General features: G+C 68.4%; 22 protein-coding genes, 2 tRNA genes and 1 pseudogene. 17 read left to right on the top strand and 8 right to left on the bottom strand.

The annotated features are described in order from the left end of the window. Positions 1 to 31: 31 nt before the first annotated feature. Complete coding sequence (locus AC07R7_RS00395; RefSeq protein ID WP_199170726.1) at positions 32 to 88, top strand: hypothetical protein; 57 nt, start codon at positions 32 to 34, stop codon at positions 86 to 88. An 82-nt stretch (positions 89 to 170) separates the two neighbouring features. Then, complete coding sequence (locus AC07R7_RS00390; protein ID WP_395443146.1) at positions 171 to 1745, top strand: 2-isopropylmalate synthase; 1575 nt, start codon at positions 171 to 173, stop codon at positions 1743 to 1745. 6 nt (positions 1746 to 1751) lie between these two features. On the opposite strand, the pseudogene AC07R7_RS00385 reads toward AC07R7_RS00390, so the two are convergent. Both AC07R7_RS00385 and AC07R7_RS00380 read right to left on the bottom strand, forming a co-directional pair. Beyond that, a pseudogene (locus AC07R7_RS00385) lies at positions 1752 to 1852 on the bottom strand (hypothetical protein); the annotation flags it as partial. Next, positions 1849 to 2337 carry a hypothetical protein gene (locus AC07R7_RS00380; protein WP_494633552.1) on the bottom strand — a complete coding sequence of 163 codons (489 nt, stop codon included), beginning with the start codon at positions 2335 to 2337 and terminating at the stop codon, positions 1849 to 1851. The pseudogene AC07R7_RS00385 and the gene AC07R7_RS00380, both read right to left, overlap by 4 nt. A 130-nt stretch (positions 2338 to 2467) precedes the next feature. Here AC07R7_RS00380 and AC07R7_RS00375 point away from each other — a divergent pair, with 130 nt between their 5' ends. The 8 genes from AC07R7_RS00375 to AC07R7_RS00340 all read left to right on the top strand — a co-directional run bounded on the left by AC07R7_RS00375 (position 2468) and on the right by AC07R7_RS00340 (position 10327). Continuing rightward, on the top strand, positions 2468 to 2656 hold the full coding sequence (locus AC07R7_RS00375) for a hypothetical protein (RefSeq protein WP_494633550.1): 189 nt from the start codon (positions 2468 to 2470) through the stop codon (positions 2654 to 2656). A gap of 5 nt (positions 2657 to 2661) precedes the next feature. After that, entirely contained in the window at positions 2662 to 3540 is an 879-nt protein-coding gene (locus AC07R7_RS00370) for a DMT family transporter (RefSeq protein ID WP_494633548.1), read from the top strand. Positions 3541 to 3880: 340 nt separating this feature from the next. Then, a complete protein-coding gene (locus AC07R7_RS00365) occupies positions 3881 to 4924 on the top strand; it encodes a rod shape-determining protein (protein ID WP_004623009.1) in 1044 nt (347 codons plus the stop codon). A gap of 47 nt (positions 4925 to 4971) precedes the next feature. Continuing rightward, positions 4972 to 6072 carry a rod shape-determining protein MreC gene (gene mreC / locus AC07R7_RS00360; protein WP_494633545.1) on the top strand — a complete coding sequence of 367 codons (1101 nt, stop codon included), beginning with the start codon at positions 4972 to 4974 and terminating at the stop codon, positions 6070 to 6072. After that, the gene (locus AC07R7_RS00355; RefSeq protein ID WP_492841135.1) at positions 6069 to 6584 is read left to right on the top strand and encodes a hypothetical protein; all 516 of its coding nucleotides are present in this window, start codon (positions 6069 to 6071) and stop codon (positions 6582 to 6584) included. Before mreC ends, AC07R7_RS00355 begins: the two co-directional genes overlap by 4 nt. 4 nt (positions 6585 to 6588) lie before the next feature. Next, positions 6589 to 8631, top strand: a complete 2043-nt coding sequence (gene mrdA, locus AC07R7_RS00350; protein ID WP_494633544.1) for a penicillin-binding protein 2 — start codon at positions 6589 to 6591, stop codon at positions 8629 to 8631. After that, positions 8628 to 9785: a rod shape-determining protein RodA gene (rodA, locus tag AC07R7_RS00345; RefSeq protein WP_492841131.1), complete on the top strand. Its 1158-nt coding sequence runs from the start codon at positions 8628 to 8630 to the stop codon at positions 9783 to 9785. The genes mrdA and rodA overlap by 4 nt, the downstream gene beginning before the upstream one ends. Beyond that, complete coding sequence (locus tag AC07R7_RS00340; protein WP_494633542.1) at positions 9785 to 10327, top strand: GNAT family N-acetyltransferase; 543 nt, start codon at positions 9785 to 9787, stop codon at positions 10325 to 10327. Before rodA ends, AC07R7_RS00340 begins: the two co-directional genes overlap by 1 nt. Here the strand turns inward: AC07R7_RS00340 and pip are convergent. Next, positions 10320 to 11309 (bottom strand): prolyl aminopeptidase, encoded by a 990-nt coding sequence (gene pip, locus AC07R7_RS00335; protein ID WP_492883813.1) that lies wholly within the window; start codon positions 11307 to 11309, stop codon positions 10320 to 10322. The two genes, AC07R7_RS00340 and pip, sit on opposite strands and share 8 nt — an antisense overlap. 177 nt (positions 11310 to 11486) lie before the next feature. Here pip and AC07R7_RS00330 point away from each other — a divergent pair, with 177 nt between their 5' ends. Continuing rightward, complete coding sequence (locus tag AC07R7_RS00330) at positions 11487 to 11747, top strand: low temperature requirement protein A (RefSeq protein WP_492883815.1); 261 nt, start codon at positions 11487 to 11489, stop codon at positions 11745 to 11747. A gap of 104 nt (positions 11748 to 11851) precedes the next feature. On the opposite strand, the gene AC07R7_RS00325 is transcribed toward AC07R7_RS00330, so the two are convergent. Next, the gene (locus AC07R7_RS00325) at positions 11852 to 12835 is read right to left on the bottom strand and encodes an alpha/beta fold hydrolase (protein ID WP_494633540.1); all 984 of its coding nucleotides are present in this window, start codon (positions 12833 to 12835) and stop codon (positions 11852 to 11854) included. A 117-nt stretch (positions 12836 to 12952) separates the two neighbouring features. Here AC07R7_RS00325 and AC07R7_RS00320 point away from each other — a divergent pair, with 117 nt between their 5' ends. Continuing rightward, a complete protein-coding gene (locus AC07R7_RS00320) occupies positions 12953 to 14170 on the top strand; it encodes a multidrug effflux MFS transporter (protein WP_494633538.1) in 1218 nt (405 codons plus the stop codon). Here AC07R7_RS00320 and AC07R7_RS00315 read toward each other — a convergent pair. Further along, the gene (locus AC07R7_RS00315) at positions 14161 to 14541 is read right to left on the bottom strand and encodes a DUF423 domain-containing protein (protein WP_492884387.1); all 381 of its coding nucleotides are present in this window, start codon (positions 14539 to 14541) and stop codon (positions 14161 to 14163) included. The genes AC07R7_RS00320 and AC07R7_RS00315 overlap by 10 nt on opposite strands. A 122-nt stretch (positions 14542 to 14663) precedes the next feature. On the opposite strand from AC07R7_RS00315, the gene AC07R7_RS00310 reads away from it, so the two are divergent. From AC07R7_RS00310 to AC07R7_RS00300, 3 genes are read left to right on the top strand one after another with little or no spacing between them, the layout of a single operon-like run. Next, positions 14664 to 15770: an Rv3169 family protein gene (locus AC07R7_RS00310; protein WP_494633536.1), complete on the top strand. Its 1107-nt coding sequence runs from the start codon at positions 14664 to 14666 to the stop codon at positions 15768 to 15770. A gap of 5 nt (positions 15771 to 15775) precedes the next feature. Next, positions 15776 to 16780, top strand: a complete 1005-nt coding sequence (locus AC07R7_RS00305) for a phosphotransferase family protein (RefSeq protein ID WP_494634262.1) — start codon at positions 15776 to 15778, stop codon at positions 16778 to 16780. Further along, positions 16777 to 17202: a hypothetical protein gene (locus AC07R7_RS00300; protein WP_494633535.1), complete on the top strand. Its 426-nt coding sequence runs from the start codon at positions 16777 to 16779 to the stop codon at positions 17200 to 17202. Before AC07R7_RS00305 ends, AC07R7_RS00300 begins: the two co-directional genes overlap by 4 nt. Before the next feature lie 14 nt (positions 17203 to 17216). Here the strand turns inward: AC07R7_RS00300 and AC07R7_RS00295 are convergent, their stop codons facing one another. The 3 genes from AC07R7_RS00295 to rlmB form a co-directional block, all read right to left on the bottom strand. Continuing rightward, positions 17217 to 17954: a TerC family protein gene (locus tag AC07R7_RS00295; protein WP_494633533.1), complete on the bottom strand. Its 738-nt coding sequence runs from the start codon at positions 17952 to 17954 to the stop codon at positions 17217 to 17219. Between the two features lie 120 nt (positions 17955 to 18074). Continuing rightward, a complete protein-coding gene (gene stpX, locus AC07R7_RS00290) occupies positions 18075 to 19808 on the bottom strand; it encodes a stalk-specific protein StpX (RefSeq protein ID WP_494633531.1) in 1734 nt (577 codons plus the stop codon). Between the two features lie 107 nt (positions 19809 to 19915). Then, positions 19916 to 20752, bottom strand: coding sequence for a 23S rRNA (guanosine(2251)-2'-O)-methyltransferase RlmB (gene rlmB, locus AC07R7_RS00285; RefSeq protein WP_492883828.1), 837 nt, complete (start codon positions 20750 to 20752; stop codon positions 19916 to 19918). A gap of 173 nt (positions 20753 to 20925) precedes the next feature. Here rlmB and AC07R7_RS00280 point away from each other — a divergent pair. Both AC07R7_RS00280 and AC07R7_RS00275 read left to right on the top strand, forming a co-directional pair. Then, positions 20926 to 21011 (top strand) — tRNA-Tyr (locus tag AC07R7_RS00280). Between the two features lie 107 nt (positions 21012 to 21118). Next, positions 21119 to 21192: transfer RNA gene (locus tag AC07R7_RS00275), tRNA-Gly, on the top strand. The last annotated feature ends 20 nt before the right edge of the window (positions 21193 to 21212 follow it).

The raw sequence follows: 21212 nt of genomic DNA, 5'->3' as shown, positions 1-21212 counted from the left end.
CGATTCCAGGGCGATGTGTAGAAAGTCCGCCATGAACGTCGCGCGCGCACTGCTTTCGCTTCGGCTTATCAGCCCCTGGGCGCTCTAGGGGCCGCGCTTCGTCGCGGCCGGGCGCACAGGGGATAGTTCCCGCAGCCCGCACGCAGACACCCCATTCGACGAGTACTTCCATGACCACCGTATCCGCAGGCGCTTTCGACAAGCGCGACAACGTCGTCATTTTCGACACCACCATGCGCGACGGCGAGCAGTCGCCCGGCGCCTCGATGTCGCTGGAAGAGAAGCTGGAACTGGCCAAGATCCTCGAGGAGATGGGGGTCGACATCATCGAGGCCGGCTTCCCGATCGCCTCGAACGGCGATTTCGAGGCCGTCCGCGAGGTGGCCAAGATCGTCAAGAACTCGACCATCGCCGGCCTGTGCCGCGCCCACCAGGTCGACATCGACCGCTGCGCCGAAGCCCTGAAGCCGACCCAGCGCGGCCGGATCCACGTGGTTATCGCCACGTCCGACCTGCACATGAAGCACAAGCTGCAGATGGAGCCGGACGCCGTCATCGACGTGATCGCCCGCTCGGTGGCCCACGCCCGCAACCTGCGCGACGACGTCGAGTGGTCGGCCGAGGACGCCACCCGCAGCGACCGCGAGTTCCTGCGCCGCGCCACCGAGACCGCCATCAAGGCCGGCGCCACGACGATCAACCTGCCCGACACCGTCGGCTACACCTATCCGTCCGAATATGCCGACCTGTTCAGCTGGATGGTCAATAATGTCGAGGGCGCCGACAAGGTGATCTTCTCGACCCACTGCCACAACGACCTGGGCCTGGCCGTGGCCAACAGCCTGGCCGGCGTGCAGGGCGGGGCCCGGCAGGTCGAGTGCGCCGTGAACGGCCTGGGCGAGCGCGCCGGCAACGCCGCGCTGGAAGAGATCGTCATGGCCCTGAAGGTGCGCGGCGATCGTCTGCCCTACCAGACCGGCATCGACACCACCCACATCACCCGCGCCAGCCGCTACGTCTCGGCCATCACCGGCTTCCCGGTGCAGTACAACAAGGCCATCGTCGGCAAGAACGCCTTCGCGCACGAGAGTGGCATCCACCAGGACGGCATGCTCAAGAACCGCGAGACCTACGAGATCATGACGCCGGAATCGGTGGGCCAGGCCCCGTCGAGCCTGGTCATGGGCAAGCACTCGGGCAGCCACGCCTTCCGCGCCAAGCTGAAGGACCTGGGCTACGAACTGGGCGAGAACGCGCTGAAGGAGGCCTTCGGCCGCTTCAAGGACCTGGCCGACCGCAAGAAGCACGTCTACGACGACGACATCATCGCCCTGGTCGATGACGCCCTGGCCCGCGGCTCGGAGAAGATCCGCGTCTCGCACCTGCGCGTGGTGGCCGGCACCGACGGTCAGTCGGCCGAGCTGACCCTGGACGTCGATGGCGTCTCGAGCACGGCCGAGGCCACCGGCGACGGTCCCGTCGACGCGGTGTTCAACGCGATCCACAAGATCGTGCCGCACAGCGCGGCCCTGCGCCTGTTCCAGGTGCACGCGGTGACCGAAGGCACGGACGCCCAGGCCCAGGTCTCGGTGCGTCTTGAGGAGGATGGCCGCATCGCCACCGGCGCGGCCGCCGACACCGACACCCTGACCGCCTCGGCCAAGGCGTACGTCAACGCCCTGAACAACCTCTTCGCCCGCAAGGAGAAGAGTCGGCCCGAAGCGGCGATCGCCAGCGGCTTCTAGGGACCGAAAACCTCGCCCTTCGACAAGCTCAGGGTGAGGTTTTCGACTGAGCCGCAATAGTCCTCACCCTGAGCTTGTCGAAGGGCGAGGGCGGCTCCTCTGACTATGCCGCCTGCCGCTTGCTGAACGGCCGCGTCGCCAGGATCTCGGCCCCCAGGTGCGCCTGGGGCTGAACCTCCAGGCCCAGTTCTCGCAGACTGTCGGCGAGCGCCCTGCGGGGCGCCTCGTCCAGCAGCGCGCCCGCGTCCACGACCAGCGTCCCGCCGGGACGCAGCATGGCATAGGTCGCGGCGACGATCGCGCGCGCGTCCTGCAGCGTCTGGCAGTCCAGGACCAGCAGCAAGTCGCTGCGCTCGTCGGCCGCGCCGCACGTGGCTCGGCGGGCGGCCTCGACGCGCTGATAGCCGCGACGCCACAGCTGGCACATCGCTTCGCCCGCGCCCGGGCCGGCGACGGCCACGAAGCACAGCGGCGTGGCCTCGGCGAGGTCCAGCATGCGGTCCAGGGCGGGATTGATCCCCTCGGTGGGCACGCCCAGCAGGAACTGGGCGGCCTGCCTAAGAGGCGTTTTCCTGGGCGGGTGGGGCGACATGTTCGGTAAGCCTTCTTCTGACGCGGCCCGCCACGCGGCGAGTCCGCCTCCAGCTTTTGCGCCCAAGGCCCGAAAGGGCTCCATTCGGAAATAGGCCTCTTCGCATAAGGGCCGCGTAAGGAGCGACATGATGTTCGGCGACAACGCGCGCGCCGCCCCGGCGGCCTGGCGCCAGATCCAGGCCCGCACGGCCGCGCTCGGCTTCGACATGCCCTCCGAGGTCAACACCGGCGCGCTTCTGCGCCTGCGGACCTATCCAGGCCTGACCAGCGTGGCTATGGACTGGGCCTCGGGCCTGATCGTCGCGGCGAAGGGGTAGGGTGCATGATCTGGATTCCCATCACCGTGGGCGCGGCCGCCCTGCAGGTGGCGCGCAACGCCGCCCAGCGCTCGGTCATGGGCGGGGCGGGGCCCTGGGGGGCGACTCTGGTGCGGTTCCTGTTCGGCCTGCCGTTCGCCACCGTCTTCGCGGCCGTCGCCTGGCTGGCGACGCCTGGCGCCAACGCCCACCCGACACCAGCCTTCTGGCTGGCTTGCGCCGCCGGCGCCGGCCTGCAGATCGCGGCGACGGCGGCGTTGCTGACGGCCATGCATCGCTCGACCTTCGCCCTGGGCACGGCCATGCAGCAGAGCGGCCTGCCGTTCGCCCTGATCTGGGGCGCGCTGTTCTTCGGCGATCACGTCGGTCCGATGACCTGGGCCGGCGGGCTGATCGTTAGCGTGGGTCTGGCCGCCCTGACCTGGCCGCGCGGCGAGGTGGTGATGCGCAAAGGCGCGGCGCTGGCCGGTCTGGGCTCGGGCGCGATCTTCGCCCTGAGCGCCAACTGCTTCCGGCAGGCCAGCCTGGCCTTCGATCCGGCCCACGCCGCGGCTTCGGCCCTGGTGACGGTGATGGTGGTACAGGCCATCCAGACCGTGGGCCTGACCAGCTATCTGGCCTGGCGAAACCCGGACTCCCTGAGGGCCGTGATCGCCGCCTGGCGGCGGTCGCTGGGCGCGGGCTTCTGCGGCGCGGCGGCCTCGGGCCTGTGGTTCACGGCCATGGCCCTGTCGCCCGTGGGGCCGGTGAGGGCGGTCGGGGTGGTCGAAATGCCCATCGCGGCCATCGCCGGACGTCGTCTGTTCAAGGAGCGTCTGACCCTCTTCCAGATGGCCGCCGGCGGCATAACGGCGGTCGGGGTCGTCATGGCCGCGCTCGGCTAGATTTCGCCATGTTCGGGTGCTTGGTCGGCTTGACCGCAAAAGCCTTCGAGAACCCCGCTAATAGACCTTGAATTCAACGCTTTCGCAGGGCACACGGGCGGACGTCGGCGTGCTTTTGGCCGTTCGGACGACGGCGCGGCCAGGGGGCGGCGCTCCCGCCGAACATCGAGGCATGTCGACCGGATCGAAATCCGCCAAATGCGGGAATCATGTTGTCCTCGCATTGAATTGAAGTAGGAGCCTTTTTTCTCAGCCGACCCCGTCTTCAGGACGGATCAGGCCCCTTCTTCACCGATCTGCCGTCTGTAACGCCCCTCCTACCCCTCAGTCAGGGCTTTCAATGTTCTCTTCCCTCTTCGGCGTGATCTCGAACGACATCGCCATCGACCTCGGCACGGCCAACACCCTCATCTACATGAAGGGTAAGGGGATCGTTCTGAATGAACCGTCGGTGGTGGCTCTACGCAACGTGGGCGGTCGCAAGATCGTCCACGCCGTGGGCATCGAGGCCAAGCAGATGTTGGGCCGCACCCCGGGCCACATGGAAGCCATCCGTCCGATGCGCGACGGCGTCATCGCCGACTTCGAAGTCGCCGAGGAGATGATCAAGTACTTCATCCGCAAGGTTCACAACCGCAAGGGCTTCGTGAACCCGAAGGTGATCGTGTGCGTGCCATCGGGCGCCACCGCCGTCGAACGCCGCGCCATCAACGACAGCTGCCTGAACGCCTCCGCGCGTCGCGTCGGCCTGATCGACGAGCCGATGGCCGCCGCGATCGGCGCCGGCCTGCCGATCCACGAGCCGACCGGCTCGATGGTGGTCGACATCGGCGGCGGCACCACCGAGGTGGCCGTGCTGTCGCTGTCGGGCATCGTCTATTCGCGCAGCGTCCGCGTCGGCGGCGACAAGATGGACGAGGCGATCATCAGCTACATGCGTCGCCACCATAACCTGCTGATCGGCGAGACGACCGCCGAGCGCATCAAGAAGGAAATCGGCACCGCCCGCGCGCCGGCCGACGGCGAGGGGCTGTCGATCGACGTCAAGGGCCGCGACCTGATGCAGGGCGTGCCGCGCGAAGTCCGCATCAGCGAAAAGCAGGCCGCCGACGCCCTGGCCGAACCGGTCGGACAGATCGTCGAGGCCGTGAAGGTGGCCCTGGAAGCCACCCCGCCGGAGCTGGCCTCGGACATCGCCGACAAGGGCATCATGCTGACCGGCGGCGGCGCGCTGCTGCGCGGCCTGGACGCCGAGATCCGCGACCACACCGGCCTGCCGGTGACGGTGGCCGACGATCCGCTGTCGTGCGTGGCCCTGGGCTGCGGCAAGGTTCTCGAGCATCCGAAGTGGATGAAGGGCGTCCTGGAATCCACGCTGGCCTAAAGCTGGTATTGCTCTAGAGGCGCCTGGGGGGCGTCGGGAGAAACTACGTGCCCTTTCGCGAAGGTCCCCTCGGCGACCTGAAAGTGCCGCTTACCTGGACGGCGGCGGTGGCCCTGATCGTGGCGGCCGTCATCGCCATCGCCTTCCTGCTGGCGGACCGTCGCGAGACCCTGCAGGAGCAGGCCTACGGCGTCACCCGCCAGACGGTGGACGTCGTCGCCCGGCCGGTCAGCGGCGCCATCGCCGCGCCCGGTCGCTGGACGGGCCTGGGCCTGGACTTCGTCCGCAGCTACTTCTTCACGGCCTCGGAGAACCGTCGCCTGAAGACGGAGCTGGCCGAAATGCGCCAGTGGCGCGACCGGGCCCTGGACCTGCAAGACCAGAACGAACGCTTCAAGAGCCTGCTGGGCCTGCGCACCGATCCGCCGATCCCGATGGCCTCGGCCCGGGTGGTGGCCGACAGCCGCGGTCCCTTCGCCAACACCCGCCTGGCCGACGCCGGTTCGGAGCGCGGCATCGAGGTCGGCAATCCGGTCCTCAACGAACGCGGCCTGGTCGGTCGCGTGGTCGGCGTCTCGCGCGGCGCCAGCCGCGTGCTGCTGCTGACCGACATCGCCTCGCGCACGCCGGTAATGATCGACCGCACCAACGCCCGCGCTATCCTGACCGGCGATGGCGGCCCGAATCCCAAGCTGGAGTACCTGCGGGGCGTCGATCCCATCCAGCAGGGTGATCGCGTAGTCACCTCCGGTGACGGGGGCGTCGTGCCGCGCGGCCTGCCGGTGGGCGCGGCCGTGAAGGGGCTGGACGGCCGCTGGCGCGTGGTGCTGTTCGCCGACCAGTCGTCGATCGACTACATCCGCGTCCTGCTGTTCAAGGACTTCGCCCAACTGGCCGACGAGAAGCAGCTGGAAGCCAAGACCCTGCCGCCGGTGACGACCGAGGATCCGCAGACCTCGATCCTGTCGGCCCCGACGCCGCCCGCGCCGAAGCCGGCGGCCACCACGACCCCGCCGTCCGCCGCCACGGCGACGCCGTCCGCCGGGGCTCAGCCCAAGCCCGCGACGCCCAAGCCGGCGGCGCCGAAACCGGCCCAGCCCAAGCCCGCCACGGCCGCGACGCCCGTCCCGACGGGATCGCCGCGATGAGCATGAGCGGCGGGCGAGCGCTCAATCCCGCCCGTTGGTTGGGCGTGCCGATGTTGCTGTGCATTTTCGCGACGATCCTGTTCGCCGCGCCGATCCGCATCTGGGGCCTGCAGTTGCCCGAACCGGTGTTCGCCATGGTGCCGGCCTTCGCCTGGGCGATGATCCGCCCCTCGATCCTGGCCCCGTTCGCGCTGTTGATCCTGGGCCTGTTCCTGGACATCTTCTGGGGCGGTCCAACGGGCCTGTGGGGCCTGTCGCTGCTGGTCGCCTACGCCATGGTTCTGATCCTGCGCAACGCCATGACCGGCCAGAGCCGGCCGATGATGTGGGCCTGGTTCGCCGGGGTCACGGCCGTCGCCATGGTCGCCGGCTTCCTGTTCACCATGCTCGACAGTCTGGCCATGCCGAGCCTGCTGGCGGTGTTCTGGCAGTTCCTGGTCACGGCGCTGCTGTTCCCGTTCGCCCACCGCCTGGTCGATCGCTTCGAGGACGCCGACGTGCGGTTCCGGTGAGGCCATGAGCGAACCGTCCATCTTCTTCTTCGAGGTCAACGAGCGTCAGGGGGTCTTCCACCGGCGCGCGTTCCTGCTGGGCGGCCTGACGGGCGCGGGCCTGCTGGCCCTGGGCGGACGCCTGGCGCAACTGCAGCTCGTCGAGGCCCAGCGCTATCAGAAGCTCTCGGCCGGCAACCAGTTCAACTACCGCCTGGTGCCGCCGCCGCGTGGCCTGATCCGCGACCGCAATGGCGTATCGCTGGCGTCCAACCGCCCGAATTTCCGGCTGATCATCAACAAGGACAAGGGCCTGGACGCCGAGGCCGTCATGGACGACCTGGCCAAGCTGGTGCCGATCGACGGCTCGCGCCGCGCCCGTGTGTTGAAGGAGCTCGACCGCGCGCCCCGCAAGGCCCCGGTCGTGGTGATGGAGGACCTCTCCTGGGAGGAGTTCTCGCGGGTCAACATCCGGGCCCCCGAACTGCCCAGCGTCACCGCCGACATGGGCGAGGTGCGGGTCTATCCGTTCGGGGGCGCCTTCGCCCACGTGATCGGTTATGTCGCCAAGGTCTCGGACCGCGACCTCATAGCGGCCAAGGACGACGCGACCCAGGATCAGGAACTGCTGCACCACCCGGGCTTCCGCATCGGCAAGCAGGGCGTGGAGAAGGCCTTCGACAAGGAATTGCGCGGTCGCGCCGGCGCCACCAAGACCGAGGTCGACGCGCAGGGCCGCGTCGTACGCCTGGATCCGGCCGGCGACGTGCCGCCGACCCCGGGCAAGGAAGTCCTGCTGACGCTGGACGCCGACATCCAGAACCGCGCCCTTGAGGTGATGGGCGAGGAGAGCGGCGCCATCGTCGTGATGGACGTGCGTAACGGCGACCTGCTAGCCATGGTGTCGGCTCCCAGCTTCGACGCCAACCGCTTCGTGAAGGGCCTGTCGGGCGCCGAGTACAAGGCGCTGGCCGAGTACGAGCGCAAGCCGATGCTCGACAAGTCGCTGACCGGGGTGTTCCCGCCGGGCTCGACCTTCAAGCCGACCGTGGGCCTGGCGGCGCTGACCGCCGGCATCAATCCCGAGGTCCGCGTCAACTGCGGCGGCAGTTGGTACTATGGCGGCCGGACCTGGCGGTGCTGGGAGCCGCGCGGCCACGGCTCGCAGAACCTGCACGAGGCGATCAAGAATTCCTGCGACATCTATTTCTACCAGACGTCGCTGAAGATCGGTCCCGACGCCATCGCGAACGCGGCGCGGGCCATGGGCTTTGGCCAGATCTACGACATCGGTATTCCCGGCCAGAAGAGGGGCAATGTCCCCGACCCGGCCTGGAAGAAGCGGGCGTTCAAGAAGAATCCGGCCAACCAGACCTGGTTTCCGGGCGAGACCCCCAGCTACGGGATCGGGCAGGGGGCCTTGACGGTCAACGCCCTGCAACTGGCGGTGATGACCTCGCGCCTGGCCAACGGCAAGAAGGCGCTGGTCCCGCGTCTGATCAAGTCGGTTGGCGGGGTGGAGCAGCCCAGCGGCGCCGCCGTGCCCGACCTGCCGTTCTCCCCCGAGCACCTGAACTATGTCCGCGGCGGCATGGCGGCCGTGGCCAACGACGTGCGCGGCACCGCCTACAGGCAGAGCCAGCTGGGCCTGGGCGACGTGCAGATGGCCGGCAAGACCGGCACCGCTCAGGTGCGCAGCTATGACGGGGTCAAGAACCGCAAGGGCTACGCCACGACCTGGCGCCTGAAGGACCACAACCTGTTCGTGGCTTTCGCCCCTTATGACGACCCGCGCTACGCCGTGGCGGTGATCATCGAGCACGGCGGCCTGGGCGGCGCCACCGCCGGCGCCCCACGCGCCCGCGAAGTCATGCGCGTGGCCCTGCTGAAGGATCCCGAGATCCGCGCTCGTATCGAGCGCCCCGCGCCGCTGCCCGAGGTCGCTCCGGAGGACGTCATGGAGGGCGCCGCGCCGGACGACCCCGTCGAGGGCGTCGCGCCGCCCGCGCCCGATGTCGGCGCCGCGCCGACCGTTCCGCCGACCACGCCTCAGGGAGACCAAAGATGACCTTGAGCGGCGGCCTCACCCGGCCCGGCGAACGCGACCGGCCGATCATCAAGTTCATGGAGGTCGACTGGACCTTCTGCCTGGTGCTGGCGATGATCGCCGGCGTCGGCGGCCTGATGCTGTTCTCGATCGCCGGGGCTTCGTGGGAGCCCTGGGCCGACAAGCATCTGCTGCGCTTCGGCGTCTACTTCATCATCATGATCGCCCTGGCGATGTGCGACCTGCGCTGGTGGTTCGCCGCCGCCTATCCGATCTACGGGGTAGGCCTCATCCTGCTGGTGGCCGTCGACCTGGTCGGCGACATCTCGCTGGGGGCCCAGCGCTGGCTGCAGCTGGGGCCGCTGCGCTTCCAGCCGTCCGAGGTGATGAAGATCGGCCTCGTGCTGGCGCTCGCCCGCTACTACCACGGCCTGTCGTCCGACAGCGCCCGGTTCTCCTGGCGCCTGCTGATCCCGGCCGCGATGATCGGCGTGCCGTTCCTGCTGGTGGCCAAGCAACCCGACCTGGGCACCGCCATCCTGATCGCCGCCACCGGCGGGGCGATCATGATGCTGGCCGGCCTGTCCTGGCGGGTGATCGCGGCCCTGGGCGCGATGGCGGCCGTGGCCATTCCGCCCTTCATCATGTTCGGGCTGCACGACTATCAGCGCAACCGGATCCTGACCTTCCTGAACCCCGAGCAGGACCCGTCCGGCGACGGCTACCACATCCTGCAGTCGAAGATCGCCCTGGGCTCTGGCGGCTTGCTGGGCAAGGGCTTTGGCCTTGGCTCGCAGAGCCAGCTGAACTTCCTGCCCGAGAAACAGACCGACTTCATCTTCGCCACCCTGGCCGAGGAGTTCGGCTTCGTCGGCTGTTTCGGCGTGCTGTTCCTGTACGGCGCGGTGATCTTCATGGCCCTGCGGATCGCCTCGATCAGCCACAGCCACTTCGGACGCCTGGCCGCGGCCGGGGTGACGGCGACCTTCTCGCTGTATGTGCTGATCAACGGCGCCATGGTCATGGGCTTGGCCCCCGTCGTCGGTGTGCCGATGCCGATGCTGTCCTACGGCGGCACCGTCATGCTGACGGTCATGGTCGGCTTCGGCCTGGTGCAGGCCGTGCGCGTGCATCGCTACACCGAAGTGACCAGCGGCAAGGGCTCGTTGATGTGATGACGGGCGGCGAGGCGGAACTGTTGCCCGTTCTCGTGACCCCGCGCCTTCGGCTCCGCGCCTTCCGCGAGGGCGACGCGTCAATCCTGTCGACGAATCTGACGTCTGGTGTCGTACGTTGGCTGACGTCCTGGCCGGATCCGACTTCGACCGAGCTCGCCGCCGCGCGTATTTCCGACGCGCGGCAAGGCGCGCGTGAGGGGTGGCATGTCGGCTACGCCGTAGAGCGACGGGAGGATGGCTTGGTAATTGGCGGCTTTGGCGGCGGTTCGCCCGATGGCCGCGTCGAGATTGGCTATCACCTCGCCGAGAACGCGCAGGGCCGGGGCTACATGCTGGAGGCGGCGACCGCCGGCTTGGCGTCGATCTGGGATCTTCTGCCGGTCCGGACGATCGAGGCTCAGGCGCACCCGGACAACGCCGCCTCGCGCGCGATCCTCATCAAACTGGGGATGCGAGAGGTCGGTGAGCGGCTGGTCTACGCCTCAGCGCGTGACGCCTGGGAGCCCGGCTGCTGGTACGAGATCGACAGGCCTAGCTGACCAGCGCCGCTTCCGTCGCCCGGATCAGCCCGTCGATCACGCCGGGCTCGGTCGAGGCGTGGCCCGCGTCCCAGACGATGTCGAAGCGCGCCTCGGGCCAGGCCCTGTGCAGCTTCCAGGCGCTGTCCAGCGGGGTGACGACGTCGAAGCGGCCCTGGACGATCCAGCCGGGGATGTGGCGGATCTTGTCGATGTTCTTCAGGATCCAGCCGTCGTGATCGAAGAAGCCCTTGTTGGTGAAGAAGTGGCACTCGATCCGCGCGAAGGCGATCGCGAAGTCCTCTTCATTGAACTTGGGCGGCCGGGCGTCGGGGCCGCGTAGGGAGATGGTGTCGCCTTCCCACTGGCTCCAGGCGGCGGCGGCTTCCAGCTGCACGCGGCGGTCCTGGGCGGTGAGGCGGCGGTGATAGGCGGCCATCAGGTCGCCGCGCTCCTCCTCGGGGATCGGGGCCAGGAACCGCTCCCAGGCGTCCGGGAACAGCATCGAGGCGCCGTCCTGGTAGAACCAGCCCAGTTCGCGCTCGGTCAGCAGGAAGATGCCGCGCAAGACCAAGCCGGCGACGCGATCGGGGTGCTTGATAGCGTAGGCCAGGGCCAGGGTCGAACCCCAGGAGCCGCCGAACACGGTCCATTTCTCGACGCCCAGATGCTCTCGCAGGCGCTCGATGTCCTCGACCAGGCTCCAGGTGGTGTTGTCTTCCAGGCTCGCGTTCGGGCGCGACCGGCCACAGCCGCGCTGGTCGAACAGGGTCATGCGCCATTTGGCTGGATCGAAGAACCGCCGCATGGTCGGATTGACCGCGCCGCCCGGGCCGCCGTGCAGGATCACGCAGGGCTTGCCCCGCGGATTGCCGCATTCCTCGTAGTAGATTTCGTGCGGGCCGCCGGTGGGCATCCAGCCGAACGAAAAAGGTTCGACCTCGCGGAACAGGCCGCGACGACCAACGGAACTCATGGCGGCGACGGAAGCGTTACGATCCATGAGACGAACCTAACGTGTTTTTCCGCCGCCTGTGAACGGAGGAAAGCAAAAGGCCTGCCCGATCGCGGGGATTTCCTCGCGTCGGAAAAGCAGGCCTTTCGTCAAAGAAACACACGAGTCTGCTTCGGCGGACCCTTGAGGTTTTCGCCTTTCGCTCGGTTCTGTATGTTGCCCGCCATGACTCAGCTCGCGCCCGAAGACTATTCCGACGACGAACTTCTCGCGATGCTGAACCCGGCGCAGTTGGCCGAACTCGATCGGCAGATCGGTGAGATGTTCGGGGCCGAGGGCGTCGATCGCGCCGAGGCGCTGTTCGCCATGGCCAGCGTCTACAGCCTGCGCGCCGGCGAGCGCGACGAGGTTTCGGCCCTGGCCATGCTGCAGCTGGCGGCCGCCATGCGTCGCCGGGCCGATCAGATGATCGCGGCCCGGAACTGAGAGACCGAAAACCTCGTCCTTCGACAAGCTCAGGATGAGGTTTTCTACTGAGCCCGCCTTGATCCTCATCCTGAGCCTGTCGAAGGACGAGGATCGCGCATCGGCTACAGCGGGAACCGCCGCTCCACCCAGTCCAGGATCGCCGCGTTGACCTCGGCGGGCTTCTCCTGCTGGGTCCAGTGGCCGCTGCCTTCGATCAGCACCTTCTCCAGGTCCGAGATCTGCTCACCCATGCGGTCGGCCATGGCTGGCGGCAGGACGACGTCCAGCTCGGCCATGATCATCAGGCAGGGGATGCCGTCGATCCGGCGGGGCAGGGTCTCGGCCTTCTCCCAGTTGCGGGTGAAATTGCGATACCAGTTGATGCCGCCGGTGAAGCCCGTACGCTTGAAGGCGTCGACGAAAAAGGCCAGTTCGTCGGGTTCCAGGAACTGATTGTCGTCGGTCGCCGGGTCGTAGTGGAGCAGGGCGTCCTGCAGGGCCAGGCTCCGGCGTTCGGCCGGGCGGCCCAGGAACTCGTCTTGTGAGCTCTTGGGCTTGCGCATGAAGAAGCGGATCGTCCGTTCCGGATCCGCGCCCAGCCGCGCGTCGGCCTCGCCCGGCTTCTGGAAGTTGACGATGTACATGTCCTCGCCATAGGCGTTGCGGAACATCTCGATCGGATCCAGCGGCAGGCGCGGGGTGAAGGGGGTGTTGAGGCCGATAATCCCGGCCACGCGATCGGGATGCAGCAGCGGCATCTGCCAGACGATGATGCCGCCCCAGTCATGGCCGACGAAGATCGCCTTCTCCACGCCCAGATGATCCAGCAGTCCGACGAGATCGCCGGTCAGGTGCTCCATGTCATAGGCCTCGACCGCCTCGGGACCGGGGGTCAGGCCATAGCCGCGCTGGTCGGGGGCGATCACCCAGCGGCCGGCGGCGGCCAAGGCGGCGATCTGGTGGCGCCACGAAAAGGCCAGCTCCGGAAAGCCGTGGCAGAAGACGATGGGCGCGCCCTGGCGCGGACCGGCCTCGTAATAGGCCATGCGGATGCCGTTGACGTCGGCGTACCGCGGCTCGGGCAGGCCCGGATTCTTGACCGTCATGATCGCGCGTCCTCCCGCGTTTCCAGGTGATTGCTGATCACCCTGGAGCCCGTCGCGGATCCGGGCAAGCTTCATTTCAGGTTTGCGTAAGGTCCAAAGGGCGTAGAAGGGCGCGCCATGACCGACACCGTTCCGCCGCCCGCCGCCGTTCCGTGGCGTCTCGTCCTGCTCCTCGGCGCGCTGACGGCCTTCGCGCCGATGTCGATCGACATGTATCTGTCCAGCCTGCCGGAGATCGGCCACAACCTGTCGGCGCGGCCGGACCAGACCCAGGCCACGCTGGCAGCCTTCTTCGCGGGCATGGCCATCGGTCAGTTCGTCTATGGTCCCCTGTCCGACCGTCTGGGGCGGCGCGGCCCCCTGCTGACGGGGATCGGTGTCTATATCATCGCGTCGCTGGCCTGCGCCCTGGCGCCCAACATCCACGCCCTGATCGGGGCGCGCTTCGTCCAGGCCCTGGGGGGATGCGCCGGAGCGGTGGTGGCGCGCGCGGTGGTGCGCGATCGCTTTGGCCACACCGACACCGCCCGGGTGCTATCGCTGATGATGCTGATCATGGGGCTGGCGCCGGTCCTGGCGCCGCAACTGGGGGGCGTGATCCAGGCGTTCGCCGGCTGGCGGGTGGTGTTCTGGGTCCAGGTCATCTTCGGCCTCGCTGTCGGGGCCTGGGTGCTGGCGAGCCTGAAGGAATCACGCTCGGCCGAGACCCTGGCCCAGGCGCGGTCGGAGAACCCACTGAAGGCCTATGTCGCCCTCCTGGGTCTGCGTCGCCTGGTCGGCTACGCCCTGGCCGGCGCGCTGAACGGGGCGGTGCTGTTCACCTATATCTCGGGCGCGCCGGATCTGGTGATGGGGACCTATGGCCACACGCCATTGGTCTTCAACCTGATCTTCGCCTTCAACGCCGTCGGCATTATCGGGGCCAGCCAGGTCAATCGTATGCTGCTGCGCCGCAACCTGCCGGACGAGGTGCTGAGCAAGGCCAGCATCGCCTCGATCGTCGCGGCTTTCCTGCTGACCCTGGCGGCCTGGACCGGCTGGGGCGGCCAGTGGACCGTTCTGCCGCTGCTGTTCGCCTCTCTGTCGCTGTACGGCCTGATGGGCGGCAACACCATGGCGGGCGCGCTCAGCGTCGACCCGCGCCGCGCCGGCTCGATCTCGGCCCTGATGGGCTCGGCCTCGTTCGGAGCGGGCGCGCTGGCGTCATGGGCTGGCGGCCTGCTGCACGACGGCACGGCGCGTCCGGTGGCCGTTGTGATGTTCGCCTGCCTGGTCGGCTCGGCCCTGGCGATCTTCTTCCTGGCCCTGCCGGTCGCGAGGAAGGCTCAGGCCTGATTGGGCATCGAGAAGCCGCGCCAAGCCATCAGCGCCCACGCGGCCATGAACGACAGCCCGCCGATCGGGGTGATCGCGCCCAGGATCCTCGGCGCGCCCAGGGCCATGGCGTAGAGCGAGCCCGAAAACACCAGCGTCCCGACGAAGAACAGCGCCGTGACCAAGCCCATGCCCTTGGCCCCGGCCCGATGCAGGGCGAAGGCTCCAAACACCGCCAGGGCGTGGATCATCTGGTACTGGGCGCCGGTCTTCAGCCACTCGACGGCCTTCCAGCTGTCGACGCCATGGGCGGCGAAGGCGCCGAAGGCCACGGACAGCAGGCCGCTCAGCGCCGCCAGGCCCGTCCAGGTCCGGGGAGTCCATCCCTCCATCGGCTTACGCTCCGTCACCGTTGCAATCGTCGAGCGCGACCTTAACGTCGTTCATCTGGACGTAAAGCGAAGCCGACTTCGTAAGCAGTCAGAGCGTTCGCGTGTCCAGAAGGGAGGACGGCATGGCGCTCACCTGGGGCGACGATTACCCGATCCATCAGACGCCCGAGCCCGTGGCCTACGCGGGGACGGATCGGAACTTCTACGACCGCTACTTCTTCAACGGCTACGCCGCTCAGGGCGACGGCGCCGACCTGTTCTTCGCCGCCGCGTTCGGCGTCTATCCGCATCTCAACATCGCTGACGCGGCCTTCTGCGTGATGAAGGAGGGCAGGCAGGTCAATCTGCACGCCAGCCGCTGGCTGAAGATGGAGCGAATGGATCTGACGGTCGGGCCGATCGCCATCGAAGTCCTTGAGCCGCTGCGGCGCCTGAAGCTGACCGTGACCGCGCCGGAGCAGGGGATCGCCGCCGAGATCGTCTTCGAGGGCCGATCCTTCCCGATCGAGGAGCCGCGCTTCGTGCGCCGCAACGGCCCGCGCACGTTGCTGGACTACACGCGCCTGACCCAGAATGGCCGTTACAGCGGCTGGATCGAGGTCGACGGCGCGCGGACCTCGGTGGACGGTTTCGTCGGCACGCGCGACCGCTCGTGGGGCGTCCGCCCCGTCGGCGCGCGCGACCCGCAGGAGCTGGCGCCGCCGGCCCCGCCGCAGTTCTTCTGGCTGTGGGCGCCGTGCAATTTCGCCGACGGGAGCCTCTTCTTCCACACCAATGACGACGAACTGGGCCGGCCCTGGAACCGCCGCGCGCTCTGGCTGGAGGACGGCGGTCGCGAGGACGATTTCGGCGGCTTCGCGCAGTCGTCCTGCGCCATCGAGTGGAAGAGCGGCACGCGCCACGCGTCCGCCGCGACGCTCGATCTGGGCGCCGACGGGACGATGACGATCGAGCCCAAGACCGAGTTCTTCATGCTGGGCCTGGGCTACAACCACCCCGTCTGGGGGCATGGCCTGAACCACGGCGAACTGAAGGTCGAGCGGGAGGACTTCGTCACCGCCGACATGGACCGGAAGATGCCGCATCTGCTGCACGTCCAGGCGCTGAGCGATGTGACCTATGTCGACGGCGCGGGCCGCTCGCGAAAGGGCAGGGGCGTCTTCGAGCAGCTGGCCATCGGTCCGCACGCGACATCGGGCTTCGCCTCGATCCTGGACATGGCCCCTTGAGCGGCCTGGCCGAACGCCTGGAGGCGTATCTTACCCGGATCTGGAGCCAGCCGGTCACCGTCGCCGACCTGTCGCGCATTCCCGGCGGAGCTAGCCGCGAGACCTATCGTTTCGTGGCGAACACGGGGGGAGAGGCCAAGCCGCTGATCCTGCGCCGCGACCCGTCCGGCAGCCTGATCGAGACCGACCGCGGCCTGGAATACCTGGCCCTGGAGAGTTTCCACGATCGCGTGCCCGCGCCGCGTCCCGTGGCGATGGACGCCGAGGGCGCGGAACTGGAGCGGCCGTTCTTCATCATGGAGCGGGTCGAGGGCGGGACGGTGGTCTCGCCGTTCACGGCGATGCCCTACGGCGCCCACGCGCGGACGGTCGGCGAGGCGTTCTTCGACATCCTGGGCCGCATAGCGGGCGTCGATCCCGGCGGCCTGCCATTGGCGAAAGCCGCCGAGACGCCCGCGCCCAAAGACTGTTGGCGAATCGCCGTCGACCATTGGGCCGGCGTGATCGAGGCCGACGAACAGCATCCGCAACCGATCGTCCGCGCCGCCATCCGGCTGTTGCGCCGCAAGCCGCCGCCTCCGCCCAGCGCGGTGCGGGTTGTGCATGGCGACTATCGCGGCGGCAATTTCCTGCACGCCCCGGACGGCCGCATCCTGGCGGTGCTGGACTGGGAGATGGTCCATCTGGGCGACCCGCTGGAGGATCTGGCCTGGGCCATCGACCCCCTGTGGAATCCGTTCGACTCCACGACCGTCGCCGCCATGATCCCGCGCGACGAGGCCCTCGCCATCTGGTCGAAGGCCAGCGGTCTCACGGTCGATGAGGAGGCCCTGGCCTGGTGGTCGCTGTTCGCGGCCGTGAAGGGCCAGGCGATCTGGACCTCGGCGGCCAAGGAATATCGCGACGGCGGTTTCAAGGAGCCGATCCTGGCGGTGTCGGGCTGGTACACCGCCCGGCGGCACGACCAGATCCTGGCCGCCGCGATGCTGCGTCTGGAGGACCTGTCATGACTCCGAGCCTGCCCGACATCCTAGTCGGCAACTTCATGTGCATGGCCGATCCCGGTCCGCCCGAACAGCAGGGCGAATTCATGGCCGGCAAGGTCGGGCTGGTGGCTCTGCTGTCGCTGCTGGCGGCTCAGGAAGCCGAGCGCGGCGTGGCGGCGCGGGTCGAGGAGAACGCCCTGATCCGCGCGACCCTGGCCGAGGCGGCGGCCGACTACGGGCTGGACGTCGTGGGCCTTCCGTCTACGGACGAGATGACGATCTCGGCGCTCGACCGCGTCAACGCGGCGCTGCGGACGGCGCTGATCGGCCTGCACGAGGCGGTCGAGGCGCGGGACGACACGGTCCGCCACCACGCGATCCTGCGGCTCTATGTCAGGATGGCCGACCTTCGACGGCTGGACCTGCCGCCGCTTCCGGCGCGCTGAGCGTGATCCTCGCCCTATTTGTGCTTGTTGTGCTGGGCCAGCTCGTCCGGCTTGATGTCTAGCGGCGCCGGGGCGGCGGCGTTGTAGGTGGCCGTCTGGTTCAGGTCCATGACCACGCTGCGGTGGCCTTCCCAGATCATGTGCACGGCGACATAGAGCACGATCGCCAGGCCGATGAAGCCGATCCAACGGTGCTTGTGCAGCAGGTTGGCGATGGCGCTGGCGGCCAGGCCCATCAGGGCGATCGACAGCAGCAGGCCGAAGATCAGGATGCCCGGGTGCTCGCGCGCCGCGCCGGCGACGGCCAGCACATTGTCCAGCGACATCGAGACGTCGGCGATCAGGACCTGCAGGAAAGCCTGCTTGAACGACTTGGGCTGGCGGGCGACGCGTGGCTCGGTGTTCGGATCGCCATCGACGCAGGCCATGGCGTCGGCCTCGGCCGCCTGTTCGCGCAGCTCGCGCCACATCTTCCAGCACACCCACAGCAGCAGGAAGCCGCCGGCCAGCAGCAGGCCGATGACGCCCAGCAGCCAAGTGGTGATCAGGGCGAAGCTGATGCGCAGCACGACCGCCGCGCCCAGGCCGTAGAGAATGACCTTCTTGCGGTCCTTGGGCGGCAGGCCGCCGGCCGCCAGGCCCACGGCCACGGCGTTGTCGCCGGCCAGGACCAGGTCGATCATCAGCACTTGCAGCAGAGCGGTCAGAGGGCCTTGAAGGCCGCCCAGATGGGCCGTCAGCGTTTCGAACATGTACCCTCAATGCGGTGAGGCGCGCGGCGATGCAAGGCGCAAAAAGGTCAGGTCCGCCGCAAATACGAGGACGCCCCGGACCATCGATCCGGGGCGTCGCTTTTTCGTCCGGCGCGGGCCCTAGTGGGCGTGCTCGGGTTCCTTGTGGTGGGCGTCGTGATGCCCGGCGGCGTGAGCGTCATGACCGGGCGCGGCGTGCGCGGGCTCGTCGTGAGTCGCGGCATGTTCGCCGTGGTGCTCGTCATGGACCGCGGCGTGCGTGTCGTGGCCGTGGTCGTCATGGCTGACCGGGTGGGCCGAGGCGGCGGCGACCATCGGGTTCACGTAACCGACGTGCTCGGCCGGCGCGTGCGGCTCGGGATGAGCCTCGGCGTGCAGATCGTGGCCGTGGCCGTCATGCGCGGCATAGCCATGGTCGTCATGGGCGTGAGCGTCGTGCCCATGGCTGTCATGCGCCTGGCCATGATCGACGTGGCCATGACCGTGGTCGTCATGATGCGAGACCGCCGAAGCGACCGCCGCGCCGGCCACCGCGCCGCCGGCGGCGGCCAGGAACGGGTTGACGTGCGAGACATGGGTCGAGGCCGGAGCGTGCTGCTCCTGCTCGTACTCCATCTCGTTGCGGCCGTAGTCGGTGAGGGTGCGGTACTTGCGCTGGCGCTCGGCGCGACGACGCGCCGCCGAGGCGCTGCGCGAGACGCCGACCAGGATGATCAGCGCCAGCAGCACCAGGGCTGAGCCCAGGGCGGTCTTGATCGGCACGGCGCCGAGGCCCGGCAGCGTGACGTTTCCGTTCAGGGCGCCCAGGTCGAGCTTGCCCACGCCCTTCTTGGCCTGTTCCGGCAGGGCGGCGACGCGCTTGCTGATCTCGCCCAGCGAGAAGCCTTGCGGGGTCTTGGCGCCGTTCAGCTCGAGGCCGAACCGCGACGTCAGCTGGCCCTTGGCCTCCGGACCGGGCTTGACCTGCCAGGCGAAGGTGGTCGGCTCGCCCGGCTTGACCACGGCCGTCTGACGGCCGTTCGGGGTGACTTCATAGCCTTCGCCCGAGAGTTCGGCATAGGCGCTGGTCTTCTTGGCGGCCTTGGTCAGGCCCAGCTTGGCGGCTTCCTGCTTGATCAGGTCGCCCAGCGTGGCCGGCAGCGACAGGGTCACCTGGCCGGGCTGGTTCTTGCCCAGGCTCTCGCCGGCGGCCAGGACCGCGCCATTGGTGGCGGCGGGCGCGACGACGGCCTGCAGTTTCTCGAGCTTGGTCGCCGGCTTCGCGGGAGCGGCCGGAACGACCGGCGGCTTGGCGGCCACGACCGGCGGCTTGGCCAGCGGCGCGGCGGGCACGGCCGGCTTGACGGCCTGGACGGGCGCGGGAGCCGAGGCGACCGTCTTCGGGGTCACCGGCTTGGCGACGACCATCGGCTTGGGCGTCGGCTTCGACACCGCGTGAGCCGTCGGGGCGGCCGGGATCGTCGCGTGGACGCGATGCGGCTTCTGTTCGTAGCGGCTGGAGCCCTTCGGATTGGCGATCGGGCGCATGGCCGTGACCAGCGTGCCGTCCGGGCGGCGCCAGGTCTTCAGATGCGAATTGCGCGAAGGCGGCGGCGGCAGAGGTCTGGACTCCACGCCGGCGTCGGCGCGGGCCTGGGCTTGCGCCTGGCTCGGACCACCCAGCAGGCCGTCCTGAGCCTGATCGGCGCTGGGCGGCGGCGCGGCCCCCATCAACTCCGGCGTCATGGACGCATCCTGGCGGTCGCTGGGCGGCGGCGGCGCGCTCACCTGGTCGCCGGCGCTGCAGCCGGCAAGCATCAGAACGCCGACCGCCGTAGTGGCCAAGGCGGCCAAGCGTACCTTACGTCCAAACATCGGGTCCCCCGATCCCATGTCTAACTCCTCCGCGAGCAAGCGCTCGCGGACCATTGTTCGCGAGAAGAGCACGTGCTTGCGACGAAATCAAAACGGTTAAAAGGGATTCACGAAACAGTTTCGTCCTGCGCGCGAACTTTCGAGGCTTCATAAAGCGCGATGGCCGCCGCGGCCGACACGTTCAGGCTTTCGAACCCGCCGGGCATCGGGATCTTTCCCAAGGCGTCGCAATGTTCCGCGACAAGACGACGAACGCCTTCGCCTTCAGACCCCAGAACGAGGACGGTGGGTTGGTGGTCCAGCACCGCCTCCAGGCTTTCCTCGGCCTCGCCGGCCAGGGCCACGGCCCGCCAGCCCATGTCGGCCAGTTCCTCCAGGGCGCGGGACAGATTGACCACGCGCGCGTGCGCGACCTTGTCCACCGCGCCCACGGCGGTCTTGGCCAGCACGCCGGAGAGCACCGGGGCGTGGCGATCCTGCAGGATCACGCCCCTGGCCCCGAAGGCGGCGGCCGAGCGGAAGATGGCCCCGATGTTCTGCGGGTCGGTGATCTGGTCCAGCATGACCAGCAGCCCCTTGGCGGGCGAGCCCATCTCGGCGATCGACAGGGACTCGGCCTCATCGATCTTCAGGGCCAGGCCCTGGTGCACGGCGCCCTGCGGCAGATGCTTGGCGATCTCCTGGCCCTCCATCACCTGCAGGCAGGTGAGCTTCTGCAGATCGGGGCCGAGTCGCTTGGCGCGGTCCGGGGTCGCCAGAAGGCGCTTCGGCGCCGGTCGCAGGGGGTTGGAAAGCGCCGCCTCGACGGCGTGCGTTCCCCAAATCCAGTCCTTGGCGTCGCCTTGCCCGCGAGAAAACTCGTTTTTATTCCGGGGCTTGGAACGAAAATCGCGTCCGGGTGCAGAAGGACGTTTCCGGTCGTTGCGTTCGGAATGAGAGGACACTATAAGACGCGCTCCGATTTGGGGCCCCAAGGGTTTCTTAGCCGGCCGGCGCTGCTCTTAGCATCGTCCGTCACCGTCCAAAGAAGCTTTTGTTCTGGTTCGAAGTTCAACGGCTTGCCGTTGCGCATCGAACCGGCTAAAGGCCGCCGGCTTCGGAACTCCGTCGCGTGCTTGGGGGAATGTCCCGAGTGGCAAAGGGGGGGGACTGTAAATCCCCTGGCGTACGCCTTCGCAGGTTCGAGTCCTGCTTCCCCCACCATGCACGCGACGAGTTCCGAGACGGGCGCGTCCTGAAGGCAAGATGGGTCCCAGAGCCAGAGACCGGGAGCCGATCGCGACCCCGCTAGCCCACGATTGGGTGATAAGGCGGGTATAGCACAATGGTAGTGCAGCAGCCTTCCAAGCTGAGGATGCGGGTTCGATTCCCGCTACCCGCTCCAGCTCCCCATATGAGTTACCC

The sequence above is a fragment of the Caulobacter sp. GW821-FHT05F04 genome (assembly GCF_059419665.1).
This window is presented reverse-complemented; position numbering and strand designations above follow the sequence as displayed.